We start from the raw sequence: 14,904 nt of genomic DNA on the forward strand, positions 1-14,904 counted from the left end.
CCTATGAATAGGATTTATTTTCAGATATTTTGTGCACTTTTTTGTCTTTTAACAATTTCCTGTGATGATAATTTTCAAAAAATGTCCTTGGACAAGCTATCTGAGGAGGTATTTAATTTACCCTTAGATCTGCAGGTTGATAGTACGTTAAAAGATTTTCGGGAGTTCCCTGCGGGGGAAAATAGTGGGACTTCAACATCTGTCATTCAATTGAAAAGTAAAACCACCAAAGAATATATCCATAAACTTGCATGGACAAAATGTCCGAAGGAATTATTAAACCCAGATAAATATATTTTTAGTGAGAGGGATAAAACATATCCCGTTATTTTCGATCCTAAAAATCAGTATGTACATATTGCTTATGGAAAAGGAATCGGTAGATATGTTGATCTAAAAGAAATAATTAATATTCCAACATCTAATATGTATTATCAATTTCAGTCAAAATCTAATCAATTTGGAAATATTGAAAAAAGGGTTTTGTTATATGATAAAAGCAACGAAATTCTCTTTTTAATATTTGATAATTGATGCTGTGAAGGGAACATTATGTGTGTCTTGTAACGATAATTTAAGGACAATGTCATTGGCCGATTATAATGAAACTATCTTTGGGTTGAAGTTAGATGAGAAACAAGACATCATTATTTATGAATACAGGAAGTTCTTTGGCGATGAGAATAGAGGGGAGTCTACGATCGCAATAAAATTGGGAAGTGATGAAGCATTAGATTATGTTAAAAATATTCGATGGATCAAATGTCAAAAAGCGACAATAGATACAACAGGTAATTTGGGTAGAGCCCAAATTCCGTCCAAAGTATTAATATTTGATCAAGAAAAACAGCTTGTTAAGATTGCTTATGGAAATAGTATTTACAGGGAGATTTTTTTGAGTAGAATGCTGAAAGGAATCAGGCTGGAGGATTTGTATTATAGCATCGAAATCCGTAAGACTGAATTTGGATTTTCTGAAAAAGGTATTTTTCTTTTTGATAAAAAGAAAAATATTCTTTATCTGAGTTTTAGTAATGAATGAGCATATCAGTTAATCTATTAATTGATATGCTCTTGACCAATCCCGAAATAATAACATAAAAAGTATAATAACCCCTTCATTTTGAATATTTATATCATTGACTCAAAAAGGGTTTCTCATGGAACCGGAGTTAGAACTTATATTGACCAAATAAGAGATTTTGCAAGATCCAGTGAACCAGATCATTTTCATTTAACTTTTATTGATATTGAAGAAAACGAAAGTTGTATCAAGAACGATAATGGTGTAAATGAAATTCATATTTCGGGTTCACCAGATTTGAGAAAGGAAGCATATAGTGAATATTACGCAGATAAGATCATTGAATGGATAGGAGAGGTGGAGAGGCCTTTATTCCATTTTAATTGGATATTTCATACCGAGATTGCATATTTTCTCAAAAGCAAAATAAACTGTAGTATAGTGCTCACCAAACACTATATTATTTATAGGAATTTTGTATCCACTAACTATGATATCTTTTACCATTATCACAATAATCTAGGCAAAATCGCATCTCCAAGAAAAGCAGATTTAGAAATGTATCATGAGTATTTGAATTATGCAAATGTCGATCATTTTATAACTGTTACTGAAGATGCTGCGCGGGTTTTGCAGTCGCTTTATTGCATTGAGGCATGTAAGATTTCAAAAATTTTTAATGGTATTGAGACAAAACCGTTAGGATGTACTAACGGCGAAGATCTTAAATCTCATTTTGGATTTTCGGAAAAGGACTTTATTATTACTTATGTTGGTGCTATTAATCAAAGAAAGGGAATATTAGATTTTATTCCGGTTTTTGAAGAACTCTGTGAACGATATGATTCTTTACGATTGGTCATTGCAGGTTCAGGATCTTTTGATTTGTTATTTTCACGTTTCAAGCGTTTTTGGTCAAGGGTTACGTTTTTAGGGACAGTGGATAAGGCAACACTTTTTGACTTTCATAAATTTACTGATTTGGGGCTTTTGTTGTCACATGCTGAGCAGTGTAGTTATGCGGCGCTTGAGATGATGCATCATGCCATTCCTCTACTTGTATCCAATGTCGATGGATTAAATGAAATGGTTCAGGAAAATTATAATGGTAGCCTAGTAGAGGTTAGTTTCAATGACGAACGATGTGAGATCAATCTCAATGATGTGCGAAATAAAGTCATTGAATTGATCGAGGATAATCAGCGCCGATTAATATTGGGGAAAAATGCAACGAAAATTGCAAAGGAAAACTTTTGTTTAGAATCTATGATTGAAAAAACTTTTTCGAAATATCAAGAGATTCAAGCTCAATGTCCTTCGGCCTCACCTATAGAAAAGATTTCGGTTGTCGTCGCTCTTCCTGCTAATACCGAGCATTTAAGTAAAGCCCAAATACTTTCATTGCAAAGTCTGATTAAGCAAAGCCATCGCAATATCGACGTTCTATTTTTGGTCAATTCAAAAATCGAGGCAGTAGTGCGTAATTTTTTGAACTCAACGATTGGTCACAATGTTATAAGCAAAATCGTTCAGATGAAAGATGAGATTACCGCGGACGAAGCTTTTGTATATGCATTAAATAAACTGGAGTTAGGTAAATATGTAGCATTTTGTAATCTGAGTTGCATTTACTTCAAAAATAGTTTTCAAAATAGACTGGTGTTCTTAGAGCAGAATCCCGCGACAAATCTAATTGTATCAAACAATTTTTTTGTTAATTCCAACAGTCAGATTGTAGATAGAACACATCCGACGGATACCATAACTTTTTCAAAGTTGATTAAAACAATTGTCCCCTACAATTTCAATGGGTTTATCTTTAATACCGCTACGCTTAAAAAGTTGCCTGTTAAGGGTATACACCATTTGTGTTGGGCCAAACTCCTCGAAATAGATGAAATAAGGTTGTATCCGGTATATGAAATTAATGTTTTTCAAGATTTAATGACTAATAGGGAGTCCAACTGTAAGGAGGAGACTATACAGCTAATTTCAACTCAATTGGAGCATTTAGGTGTCGATTTTGAGGAAAAGGAACTTGCTTTGCAGGCAATTCTGGTGTTGAATTTTTCCAATACCCAGTTTATCTCTAAATCTGGTTCCTTAACAAAATGGATAAATAAATTAGAAAAACATCTAGGAATAGATATCCGTAGACATATGAATTGGGCCTAGGATCCATTATTACGCCGATACAATTTTAGTAAATATGAATTTGAAATTATTTCCTATAGATCGACAGCTTGACCTTATGGATTGCGGTCCGGCTAGTTTGAAAATGGTTGCAAAATATTATGGAAAGTATTATTCATTGCCCTACCTTCGTGATCTCTGCGGAAATACCCGGGAGGGTGTCTCACTGGCAGGTATTTCCCATGCTGCTGAAACGATAGGTCTCAGAACATTGGCTGCCCATTGCTCAATCGAAGAGTTGATTATAAAGGTACCGTTACCATTGATTATTCATTGGGATAATAGCCATTTTGTAGTTCTCTATGATGTTAAAGCAAAGAAAGGAGGAAAGTCTACATTTTTTGTAGCAGATCCGGCCCGGGGGAAAATTGTCTACAGCCAGGATGAATTCGAGGAGAAATGGATTAAAAGAAACGAGAACAAAACTTCAGGCATAGCATTGCTTCTAGAACCCCAGGCGGACTTCAAACAAAGACAGGCTGGAGAGAAAGCGGAACGAGGAAGACATCTAGAAAATATACTGGGTTATTTTTTACCCTATAAAAAGAGCTTTGGATATTTGGGTATCGTTATGCTACTGATTACGGCTATGCAGGCGGTATTACCTTTTATCTCCAAAGCCGTGATTGATGTCGGGATACAAACCAAAGACATTAGCTTTATTAATATCGTATTGATAGCCAATTTAGCTTTAATTATAAGTATTACCCTCAGTTCAGCTGTGCGGGATTGGATTCTGCAACATATGTCTTCACGTATCAATATTGCCCTGATTTCTGATTATCTTATTAAATTGATGAAGCTGCCGGTTTCTTTCTTTGAGAACAAAATGCTGGGCGATATTCTACAACGTGCCAATGATCATGAACGGATACGGAGTTTTATTATGAACAACTCGCTCAACCTCGTATTCTCTATGCTGACATTTTTAATATTTAGTATCGTTCTTTTAATATATAATGCCACTATTTTCTACATTTTCGTTGGCGGCAGTGCACTGTATATATTTTGGATAATGGCATTTCTCAAACTTCGTAAAAAATTGGACTGGGACTATTTTGAGCTCACAGCCAAGAATCAGAGTTATTGGGTAGAGACGATAGGAGCTATACAGGATATAAAAATTAATAATTACGAACAGGCAAAACGCTGGAAGTGGGAGGGGATACAAGCCCGGCTATTTAAGGTAAATCTCAGGATGTTGGGTATAAACAATGTGCAGAATCTTGGCGCCGGATTTATAGACAGTGTGAAAAATTTACTTATTACTTTCTTCTGCGCTAAGGCTGTTATAGCCGGAGATATAACCTTTGGGGTGATGATATCAACTCAATTCATTATCGGGATGCTTAATGGACCTGTACAGCAGTTTATAATGTTTATGATTTCATTTCAGTTTGCGCAGATTAGCTTTCTGCGTTTAAATGAAGTTCAGTCTCTTAAAGAAGAGGATGAGGATACCGGAAACAACGATATGGAGCTTACCGGCAACAAAGATATTATTGTCACAAATCTTTCATTTCAATATACACATGTTTCTCCCGTTATTCTACGGAATGTATACCTCACAATCCCGGAAGGTAAAGTCACTGCTATAGTGGGTGATAGTGGTTCAGGCAAGTCCACCTTATTAAAACTGTTGTTGCGGCTATATAAACCTAGTTACGGGGAGATACTTATTGGTGGAATGAATATCAATAATATCAGTTTGCGTCAATGGCGGGACAAATGTGGGGCGGTAATGCAAGATGGTAAAATATTCAATGATACAATTTTGAATAATATTGTCCTTGATGATGAAAAGCCAGACACTGAAAGGTTAAAACGCGCTGTTGCAGCAGCCAACATCGGTTATGAGATTGAGCAGCTGCCCTTAGGCTACCAAACGAAAATGGGCGAAAATGGCAGAGGATTGAGTGGAGGGCAAAAGCAGCGTATCCTAATCGCGCGTGCCTTATATAAAAATCCCGACATCTTATTTTTTGATGAAGCAACCAATGCATTGGATACGATAAATGAACAAAAAATCACAGCAGCTCTAGATGATGTCTTTTCGGGTAAAACAGTCATTGTTGTGGCCCATAGATTGAGCACTATACGCAAGGCGGATCAAATCGTTGTTATGAAGGATGGCCAGGTTATCGAGATAGGAAATCATGAGACACTCATGGAGCGGAGAGGGCGCTATCATCAATTGGTCGATAGTCAATCTGAAGTAAGGGTATTAACAAATTGATCATTATGGAAACGAAAGGAAAAGAGTTAGTCATTGATCAACGTACGGAGGAGGTAAGGGATATTATCGAACGTATGCCCAATACTTTTGCGCGCAATATCAGTTTATTGGTTTGTTTCATTGTGGGATTATTAATATTCTTTGGCTATGTCGTCAAGTATCCAGATGTTGTTACTGGGGAAGTAACAATATCGGCAGAACAGGCTCCGTTACAGCTCGTAGCATTTCAGAGCGGAAGGATAAGGATCAACACACTAAAATCTCAGGATATTATTCAGCCCAATCAGTTGTTGGCCTGGATAGATAATGCAGCACAGCCAGATGTGGTTTTGCGCATAAAGAGCCTTATTGATTCGTTGAATTTCAAAACCTCAAGTGCACGAAAATTATACCACATGTTACCTAAAGACCTAAATCTGGGTGATTTAACAGCACCTTATTCCAGTTTTCTTTCAAGTGTAAAACAGCTTGCCGACTATCAGGATCACAAACTTTATGATCAGCAGGGGCAATCGCTAGCAAAGATTTTGAATGAACAGAATTCGGCGTTAAATACACTTCGGGCTAAGGAAGTTTTAAGTCAGCGAAATTTAAAGATTTCGGACAAATACCTCGAAAGAGACTCCGTTCTTTTAGCCAAGAAATTGATCAGTGAAGCAGAATATGAACAGTCAATTTCGGGGCATTTAAATGCCGAAGATCAATTGAGAAGTTCGCAACGAAATTCTGGTTCTGTGCGGGAGCAGATTAGCAATACAGAGAATTCAATTCAACAAAATAAAATTAGTAAATCAGAAAAAGAACTCCAGCTTGATCTTGAGTTTCTTACTTCTTATAACAATCTGAAAGATAAAATTACGCAGTGGGAAAAGCAATATCTTATTACATCACCTATTGGTGGTAGAGCGCAATTTCTCAAGTTCTGGAATGATAATCAATTCATTCAGGCTGGAGAACCACTGTTTTCAATAGTTCCCAAAGAACACGATGCTGTTGGTAAAGTAATGTTACCTGTGAGCGGCGCGGGAAAGGTCAAGGTAGGCCAACGTGTTATTGTAAAAATGGTTGACTATCCCTACATGGAATATGGTCATATCGAGGCAAAAGTTAAAAATATATCACTTGTTTCCAGTTCTTTTGAATTGGGTAATGGTTCAAAAGTCGATTCCTATTTGGTAACATTGATTTTTCCGAGCGGACTCACGACAAACTATGGGAGTAAGTTAGACTTTAAATTTGAAGCCAAAGGTTCTGCCGAGATCGTTACAAAAGAACGAAGACTTATTGAGCGCTTTTTTGATAATCTAAAATATATAGATCGTTCGAAGTGATGAAAAGGTTGATTATATTTATTGTCTTTCTATTTGGATGTTTTTGTACCTCCGTTTTTGGGCAAAGAAAAATAAGCTTGACAGATGCAATGCAGTTGCTGCACGACAATAGCATATCCTTGAAACAAGGAGAACTAAGAGAGCAAATTGCTAAAAATAGTGTTGAAATTGCTAAGGGAGGAATTTACCCCAATCTTTTTTTTAATACTAATAACCAACACACAATGGGGATGGTATTTGATCAGATCTCTGGCAAACTTATTACTGGTAACCAGTGGTCAAACTATGCTACTGGTAATTTAGGTACCAGCGTTATACTCTATCAAGGTGGGCAAAAGCAAAGTGGAATTAAGATCGAGCAATTAAAACTCGAACTCGCAGCATTAGACAATAAAAGATTGATGCGAGAGTTAGAGCTTCAGTTATTAGCCATTTTCATCCAGGTACTTGTTAACCATGATCTTTGGGAGGCTGGTAAAAGTCAGTTGAAGTTCTCTGAACAGCAGCTCCAGCAGGAGAAAACTTTGATGGATATAGGTAAGCGTACGCTGATAGATTATTCGCAAGCCAAAGCAAAATATGCCAATGATAAGTTGAATGTAGTTACGGCAAAAAATGCATTCGATCTTTCTTTAATGAAGTTGAAGCAACTTTTGGAAATGGATTTATCTGAAGAATTGGAGGTGTTAGCTCCTAAAGAGTTATTGGTCAATTCTGTATTGCCTATCTATCATTTAAGTTCCGATCCATATCTAAAAGTTTTAGATAAGCAAATAGAAATTGGGGAAGCACAAGTAAAGCTGTCACGTAGTAGCTATTTTCCGACGATTACTTTAAATGGAAGCTATGGAACTAATTATTCTTCACAGCGCCAGAATTTGTTGACAGGCAATACCATCCCTTTTTGGAATCAGTTTAACCAAAACAGGACACTCTCAGGCAGCCTCTCACTTTCCATTCCAATATTTGATGGTCTCAAGACAAAGTTTACGATCAGGAATGCAAAATTAAATCAACAGAGTCTCCGTTATGAAAAAGAGAAGATTAAAAGAGAGCGTTTACAGGTCATTTCTCAAGGAGAGATGGAGTATCAGGCAGCAATTGAAGAAAGATCAGCGATCTTGGCCACATATGAAGCAAACAAGATGAATTATGAAGGTATCAGTGAGCGTTATAAAGTAGGGAAAAGTTCTTCTATTGATTTGTATAAAGCGATGACCGAGTTTAATATCTCCGAGTTTAAACTTATTACCAGTACTCACGCTCTGTATTATAAGCGACAATTTCTATTAATGATTAATAATTAAACAATTCAATTTCGGTCACTCATAAGCATTCGATAAGGAACTTCAACTGGCCACTCCCCAGAATGTAGATTGACGAGCGGAATGTCAATTTTTAACCCGATGCTAAATGAGAGCTACTAGATATCAAGACTGGTGCCTATAGCTATGAGAAACTTTTTGTCTGGTCACAAAGGCTCTTTCATGAAGTTAAAGAGCTTTACTTGAGTGGTTTACTTCCGGTAGCACCAGGTCAGGATAAGCTAAGGCAGCAATTGGTTGACATGCGTAAGCAGCTTTATCATGTCAAACTTTAATTCCTAATGCAATTGCGAAATGAAAATTATTAATGGCAATCAACTTTTGAACAACATTTTCAAAAAGATGAACGCCTGAAATTCAAAATAATATATTTAACTTTAAATTAGATCAAAGCCCAAAGCCGGTTAACATTTGGCCTAAGCGGACATCTAGCCAAAACTGCCTCCCTTAACGGTTATAAGGGCGGCTTTTTTTTAGGCTGTAGTTCATACCAGACTTTTCGGTATCTCCCGAGTACCGCTTACATACACCTTGTTTTCCTCAGATAGCCATGGTAGCAACCATACTTTTGTCATACACATAAAAACAAAAGAATATGGCAAATCAATTCTTAATTAAAAACACAATGCAGGATATGAAAAATCTTTCTGCAATCGAAATCGATGGATTGAAGGGTAATAATCCAATCTATGCAGGAGTAGAGTTATTGGGTTATTACGAGAAAGGTGATACTCCTGAATCAATTATCTATTACTATGTAGATATGGAAAATGAACAAGATCCCGGGCCAAGTGATGACGCTAGCATCGTCGAAATTAGTGGAAATAAATTAGTTCACAAGTTTTTAGATAGACTGCATGTACAGTATTTTGGAGTATCTGACATGCTGCCTGATAACACATCCAAATTGAATAAATGCATAGCATACGCTGATACTAACAACTTGATCATCATTATACCGAACAATGGTAATGCAAAATATATGTTCAATGGCTCAATAAACATATTAGCCAATACAAAAATAATAGGAAATAAATCCTATTTAACATACAGTGGGGATGATGTCTTTATTAAGTGTAAAGGAACTGCAACGAAATATTTGTATCCCAATATTCAAGATCTAATTATCGAAAAGCTAAATCGAGATAATATCGGTATAGGAATGCATGTGACATATACAAGAAACAACGGTCAATTTACAAATATTACTTACGTTGGGTGGGATTTGGCAGTCAAATATGGAGACAATTTGGAATTATCTTTTCTCTCTACATTTAGTCATTGTCGATTTACAAACAATAAAAAGGGTATTGTGCTATTGAAGGAATCAAATGGAGTAACTATAGAAAGATGTTTTTTTGACAATAACTCCGAATATGCGATCGCTGTGACACAAAGGGCTTCTTCTATTAACATCTTAAATTGCGAACTTGAGAATAACGGTCGTCAAGCAGGAGGGTGCGCAATATTGTTAGACGAAGCGCAGGCTGTATTAATTCAAGGAAATTATTGTGAGAACAATGGATTTACAGACGGTTTATCGCCTATAATAAAATTTTCATCTGATACTGGATTAGATACGATTGGAGTTTTTATAACAAATAATTATTTTAATGTTGGCACGGTAAACTCAGAAGGTAAAATTGGAATCCAGCCATACAAAACACAGGATCTATATATTGGTAACAATAGATTCTATGGAACTACTCATAGCTGGGATATAGACTTTAGTTTGGGCTCCAATACTAAAATTCAAGGCTTCGGAAACAGTTTTAGCAGTACAAGCAAAATTAATCTTCCTGCAGCGTCCTTGTCTGGCTTATTATATGATGCGACGAATAATCAATTTTATGGCACACAATTGAAGCTTTATGGAAATAATACAAAACTGGTTTTGACAGACCGACAGAATAACAACTCGAGTGCTACCATTGACCTGTTGAATGACCGCCTTAGAATTAAGAATCAAGCGGATATCATATTTTCTCAATTCGATGGAAAAACGAAGACTGTACGGATTCCTATCACATATGTTGCCAATTCGGGACTTCCGGCTACGCCTTATGCAGATGGAGAATTAGCTTTTGATACCACGGGAGATATTTTAAGGATAGCAAAAAATGGGGAATGGAAGGCCGTTAATACCGATGCCACTCTAATCAAAAGAGGAATTGTGTATCAAGCGGCAGCAGTAGCGGACACTACTAATGTGCCCTCAACCACATATGCTCAATCCGAAGTGCATGGAATATTAACGGAACTTCGCGAGCTAAAAGCAACACTGAGAATTGCGGGTATTTTAGCAACGTAGTATTATTGTATCGCTACTGCGGCCACAATACACCAAACTGGCTTGAAGTGTTATCCAGTATACACTTTTCCATACGGTACAAAATTCTTTATTTAATCGGAACCAAAGAAATGAACAACTCTAATTCTAAATAATCTTACGACCTTTGATTTAGATCGAAGCCCTAAGCCGGTTAACATTTAGCCAAAGCGGACATCTAGCTAACATTGCCTCCCTTGACGGTTAACAAGGGGGGCTTTTTTGTTAGTAGATTTCAACTTGTATGCTGGATCAAGATTACAGCTACGGCTTCCTATGATTCTGCAAAAGTTTATCTCTTATGATAGCTTTTTTCAGAAATTGAACCATAAAGTTTCTATAACGCTTTTGAGATATGAAACTTTCCATACCGAATTTGAATAGCAGCGAATACCTAACTGGATCTTTACATGTAAAAATCTATTGGTTTCTAACCTTTAATTATTCAAATTGATTCATGTATATTTGATTAATCTTCATATTAATCTTTAGTTTTTAACCTTGATTGCCATAGATGAATAATATTAATTGGTCAAATTTTGATTCTACGGATTTTACATTATTCTGTAATGCCTTATTAACTTTTGAGATCGGAAATGATTTCATTCCTTTTTCTGCTCCGGGAAAGGATGGTGGTATAGATGGAAAGTACATTGGAGAATATGACAATAACAGCGGTTTATGGAGATTTCAATATAAATTCCACCAAGTTGCAAGAAAACAGGCGTTTAGCAGTTTAAAATCTCAGCTCAAAACCGAAATTGGCAATATAAAAAGCGAAGATTTTTTTGTGTTAGTCACCAATATCGAATTATTACCGCAAGAGCATAAGGAACTTGAAGACTTATTCAGGGACAAGACTTCAAGTTTTTTGTCAAGAACAGTTTTTAGAGTATGGGACGGGGCAAAGTTATTTGCATTATACGTTCAATATCCATTGTTGGAGCTTTGGTTAAATGAAGGATTTAAAACCGCCCAACTACAAGACTACCGCGATTTTTTTAAGAAAGAAATGCAGCTGAATGAATTTGATCCGGGAACCCTTACCAACATATTTATTTCTAGAGAGCGAGATATCGCTTTACTCAAAGAATTTTTAAATGACAATAGTGTGCTTGCTTTAATAGCAGGAGAAGCCGGTATAGGGAAGACAAGACTTGTGGTCGAGTTTTTTGAAAAATACATAAAACAAACTAAAAATTGGATAGCGCTAGTTTTAGCGAGTAAGAACATTCAATTTGATATACTGAAGAAAGCGCTTTCATTAGACAAGAATATTATTATTCTAATTGATGATGCGCATAGTTATAGTTCAGAAACGATAAGTGATCTAAAACGCCTGGCAGAGTCCTTCGAGGGGAAGATAAAATTAATATTAACAGCGAGAACTTTGCAGGCAAATGACTCATTACGATTAATCAAAGAGTACGAACAAGAGGAATTTTTAAAGATAGAACTTGAAAATTTAGAGAGAGAGGAGACAAAGCAAATTTTCGATTCCTATTTATCAGAATCTCCCTATCGCCATCATATCAATCATCTCATTGAATTGTCCTATGGTAGACCAATTTTGATCGTGGCGATTTTAAAAGCAATTCACGAAAATATTCCGATTTCACGTATTAGAGAAGGGGGTTTTTTAAAGGATTATGTCGTGAAGTATTTTGATAGTTTTTACACCACAGTCAGCAGTCATACTGAAATAAGTAAGTTGAAGCTAAAAAGACTACTTCAAAATATTGCTTTAATAGAGCCATTCAATTATGAAAATAATGAGATTATTACGGAGTTGTCTACAATCCATGAAATTGGCATTCCAGAGATAAACCTAGCTCTAAAAACGCTTGTTGACTTCTCATTTGTTTCAGGAAGATTTGAGCAGAGTATTAAACCTGATTTTTACAGCGATATTTTGCTGCTCGACATTAATAAAGACGACGCTTCGGGCTATATATCCCAGTTTAATGCCCTGCTGGATAATATCATATTTAATTTAAGCAGCGTTGATGAAGTTAGCAATAGTGACTCCAGTATTTTAAATGAAATATTGGACAAATATGTTTCCTGGATACTTCTAAATAGTGATGTTGATGATCTCAACTATGAAAGACAATTGGCATTGGTTGTCCGTATCATTACTACAATAAGCCGTATCGTTTTTGTAAGACCCGAAATCGCAAAAAAAGCGATCGAAATTTATTTAAAATGTTTAGTTGATTTGAATCACCCTATTGCTCGTGAAGCGCTGGAAATAAAAACCAGATATAGAAATCACCATGCCAGTTTAGAAAAAATTTCAAGTATACTACGTAATCTAAATTCGCTACCCAAATACTATGGATTTGTTTTAAAGGCAGCAGTTAAACTACATGAATTAACTGGAAACAAACAGATTCCTAATATTTACAATTACTCAAAGCAAGATGTAATTAATCATTACCATTTATCAATGCAAAACTATTTCCTTGATAATATGCTAGCGACTGCGCAAAAAGCAAATGGGGAGAATTTTCCATTCTTATTGGAGATTCTTAAAAATATGCTTAGCCTTGATTTCACATCAGCTGAAACTAGTAGTGCCAATAGCCATAGTTTTGTCATGACCACCTACTATCTTCCTGAGTCTAGTACAGTAAAATCATTTCGACTCAATGTTATCAATTTTTTAGCTTCAGCTTATGAATTGGATTTTTTGGCGGACTATAGGAAGTCGATATTAGATTTAATATTGGATATACCGAGAATGATATTTGCTACCGAACGAAACAGAATTTCATTTCGTCATGATGAGGAAATAACTTCGGTTTTAAATTTTTTAGAACAAAAGGCTAATAGTTTTGGTATTGCTGCTCAGAAGGAAACATTTGAAAGTCTTTATTGGTATGTGCAATGGAATATAGGAGAGCAATTCATTGCCCAGATTGAGCAGATAAAAGGTTTAATGGAGCCTAAGACCTTGGCGGAAGAGTTGGTTCGTACTTTTAGAAATTCTGAGATTGGATTAAGAGATTCTAATGAAATGAAAAAGGATTTCGAGTCGAAGATTTCAGAAATGATTAAAGACGATAACCATAATGAGGTTGCGAATGCTCTTTATGAATTTCTATCTGATCAAGAATATCCGCCATTTTACTTCCATGATTTTTTGCGGCAACTGATAAATGAATCTCCGGGACATGGTTTACGTTTTCATGATTTGTTATTAGAAAAAAAGGACCGTTTATATTATCAATATGCTAGTAGTATATTATCTACTATTTATTTTGAAAAGAAAGAAGGAATGGAATATTGGAATAGAATCCAAAAACTTGAGTCTTTCAACAATTCAAGTTTTGACAATGTTATTTTAAGTATTTATGGTACTCGGGTACCTGGGGCGGTTATTGTCACAGAAAGAGACATCGAATTAATTCTAAACATCTATAATAAAAAAAATCCGGAGAATAATTTTCAATTAGCCAGTGCACTACAAAGTTTAATATCTGTTAAATACCCTGATGTATACTCCATTATTTCCGATTACCTGGAGAGGGCTAACCAAAGAGATGCAGAAATGTTTTTTCTATGGTTAAGTGATAACAAAATCGCTTCGGCTGATCTGGTTAAGGATTTAGTTATTGGTCATTCCATTCCTTTTCACCTTTCACATCAAATTGAAAGGATATTGATCAAAGTGTTGAATGACTTTGGTGGTGAGGTAATTTTTGAATATTTAATTGCAAGGTATCAATATAAGAAAAAGTATGTGGAAACACATCGCACTATATTCGGGTATGAATTTGTACCAAATGGTGATCGTTCACGCCTGTTTAATGGGCAAGCGGATATTGAGGAAAGGTTATTTTTTAAGTCATTAGATTGGTATCTTGAAGAAGATGATGAAGGTGGTCATTTATACTATGGAAAAGATATTTTTGAATACCTGCAACCTGCAAATTCTGTATCGGATAATATATACGATAAATATAAAAAAATTCTCGACATTCATGCTCATGATGTTATTAAACTTGCCAGAATTGCCGAAAGCCTAGAAGTATTTCATACTAAAAATTCGAATTTAGTATCTTTAATATTGAAAGGATATTCTTTTGTTCTTGATTTTGAAGAATCCGATGATAATACCCAGGCTTTAAAAGATGCTCACTTTAAATTTTATCAGGCGCTTACATCAATGGGCGTTAAATCTGGAACTGCGGGACAGCCATTTCAGGTTGATCTTGATTTGAGGGATTTGTTAGTATCAGAATTAAAGAAGATCCCTGAACATATGGAAAGCCGCAGCATAGTTGTTTCTGCTTTGGACTCGATAAATAATGAGATTAACAGATTAGATTTAGAAAACGAAACATGGTAAGAAACCTCACAAAATATTACTTTAGTTACTTTTCCTAAAAGTGTATAAATAAAAACTGAGGAGTTGAGTTACAGTCTGTTTTCAAGACATCTGACACAGTTTAAGTTACATT

The 14,904-nt window shown here is 35.5% G+C and carries 8 protein-coding genes; all 8 read left to right on the forward strand.

Going from position 1 to position 14,904, the window contains the following annotated elements:
• Nucleotides 1-3: 3 nt before the first annotated feature.
• Nucleotides 4-534 carry a hypothetical protein gene (locus tag AB1Z56_RS04585; RefSeq protein ID WP_426791234.1) on the forward strand — a complete coding sequence of 177 codons (531 nt, stop codon included), beginning with the start codon at nt 4-6 and terminating at the stop codon, nt 532-534.
• Between the two features lie 49 nt (nt 535-583).
• Nucleotides 584-1,042, forward strand: a complete 459-nt coding sequence (locus tag AB1Z56_RS04590) for a hypothetical protein (protein ID WP_426791235.1) — start codon at nt 584-586, stop codon at nt 1,040-1,042.
• An 81-nt stretch (nt 1,043-1,123) separates the two neighbouring features.
• Nucleotides 1,124-3,199 carry a glycosyltransferase gene (locus AB1Z56_RS04595; protein ID WP_426791236.1) on the forward strand — a complete coding sequence of 692 codons (2,076 nt, stop codon included), beginning with the start codon at nt 1,124-1,126 and terminating at the stop codon, nt 3,197-3,199.
• 34 nt (nt 3,200-3,233) lie between these two features.
• Nucleotides 3,234-5,453, forward strand: a complete 2,220-nt coding sequence (locus AB1Z56_RS04600; protein WP_426791237.1) for a peptidase domain-containing ABC transporter — start codon at nt 3,234-3,236, stop codon at nt 5,451-5,453.
• A 5-nt stretch (nt 5,454-5,458) separates the two neighbouring features.
• On the forward strand, nt 5,459-6,784 hold the full coding sequence (locus AB1Z56_RS04605) for an HlyD family efflux transporter periplasmic adaptor subunit (protein ID WP_426791238.1): 1,326 nt from the start codon (nt 5,459-5,461) through the stop codon (nt 6,782-6,784).
• Entirely contained in the window at nt 6,784-8,091 is a 1,308-nt protein-coding gene (locus AB1Z56_RS04610; RefSeq protein WP_426791239.1) for a TolC family protein, read from the forward strand. Before AB1Z56_RS04605 ends, AB1Z56_RS04610 begins: the two co-directional genes overlap by 1 nt.
• Before the next feature lie 613 nt (nt 8,092-8,704).
• Nucleotides 8,705-10,420: a right-handed parallel beta-helix repeat-containing protein gene (locus tag AB1Z56_RS04615; protein ID WP_426791240.1), complete on the forward strand. Its 1,716-nt coding sequence runs from the start codon at nt 8,705-8,707 to the stop codon at nt 10,418-10,420.
• A 532-nt stretch (nt 10,421-10,952) separates the two neighbouring features.
• Complete coding sequence (locus AB1Z56_RS04620; RefSeq protein WP_426791241.1) at nt 10,953-14,792, forward strand: hypothetical protein; 3,840 nt, start codon at nt 10,953-10,955, stop codon at nt 14,790-14,792.
• Nucleotides 14,793-14,904 lie beyond the last annotated feature (112 nt).

The organism is Sphingobacterium sp. WOUb80, from assembly GCF_050058145.1.
GTDB lineage: Bacteria > Bacteroidota > Bacteroidia > Sphingobacteriales > Sphingobacteriaceae > Sphingobacterium.

What these genes read in the sequence shown, in the direction of transcription:
- AB1Z56_RS04585 (WP_426791234.1), top strand. Translation starts at nt 4, where the DNA reads ATGAATAGGATTTATTTTCAGATATTTTGTGCACTTTTTTGTCTTTTA.
- AB1Z56_RS04590 (WP_426791235.1), top strand. Translation starts at nt 584, where the DNA reads ATGTCATTGGCCGATTATAATGAAACTATCTTTGGGTTGAAGTTAGAT.
- AB1Z56_RS04600 (WP_426791237.1), top strand. Translation starts at nt 3,234, where the DNA reads ATGAATTTGAAATTATTTCCTATAGATCGACAGCTTGACCTTATGGAT.
- AB1Z56_RS04605 (WP_426791238.1), top strand. Translation starts at nt 5,459, where the DNA reads ATGGAAACGAAAGGAAAAGAGTTAGTCATTGATCAACGTACGGAGGAG.
- AB1Z56_RS04610 (WP_426791239.1), top strand. Translation starts at nt 6,784, where the DNA reads ATGAAAAGGTTGATTATATTTATTGTCTTTCTATTTGGATGTTTTTGT.
- AB1Z56_RS04615 (WP_426791240.1), top strand. Translation starts at nt 8,705, where the DNA reads ATGGCAAATCAATTCTTAATTAAAAACACAATGCAGGATATGAAAAAT.
- AB1Z56_RS04620 (WP_426791241.1), top strand. Translation starts at nt 10,953, where the DNA reads ATGAATAATATTAATTGGTCAAATTTTGATTCTACGGATTTTACATTA.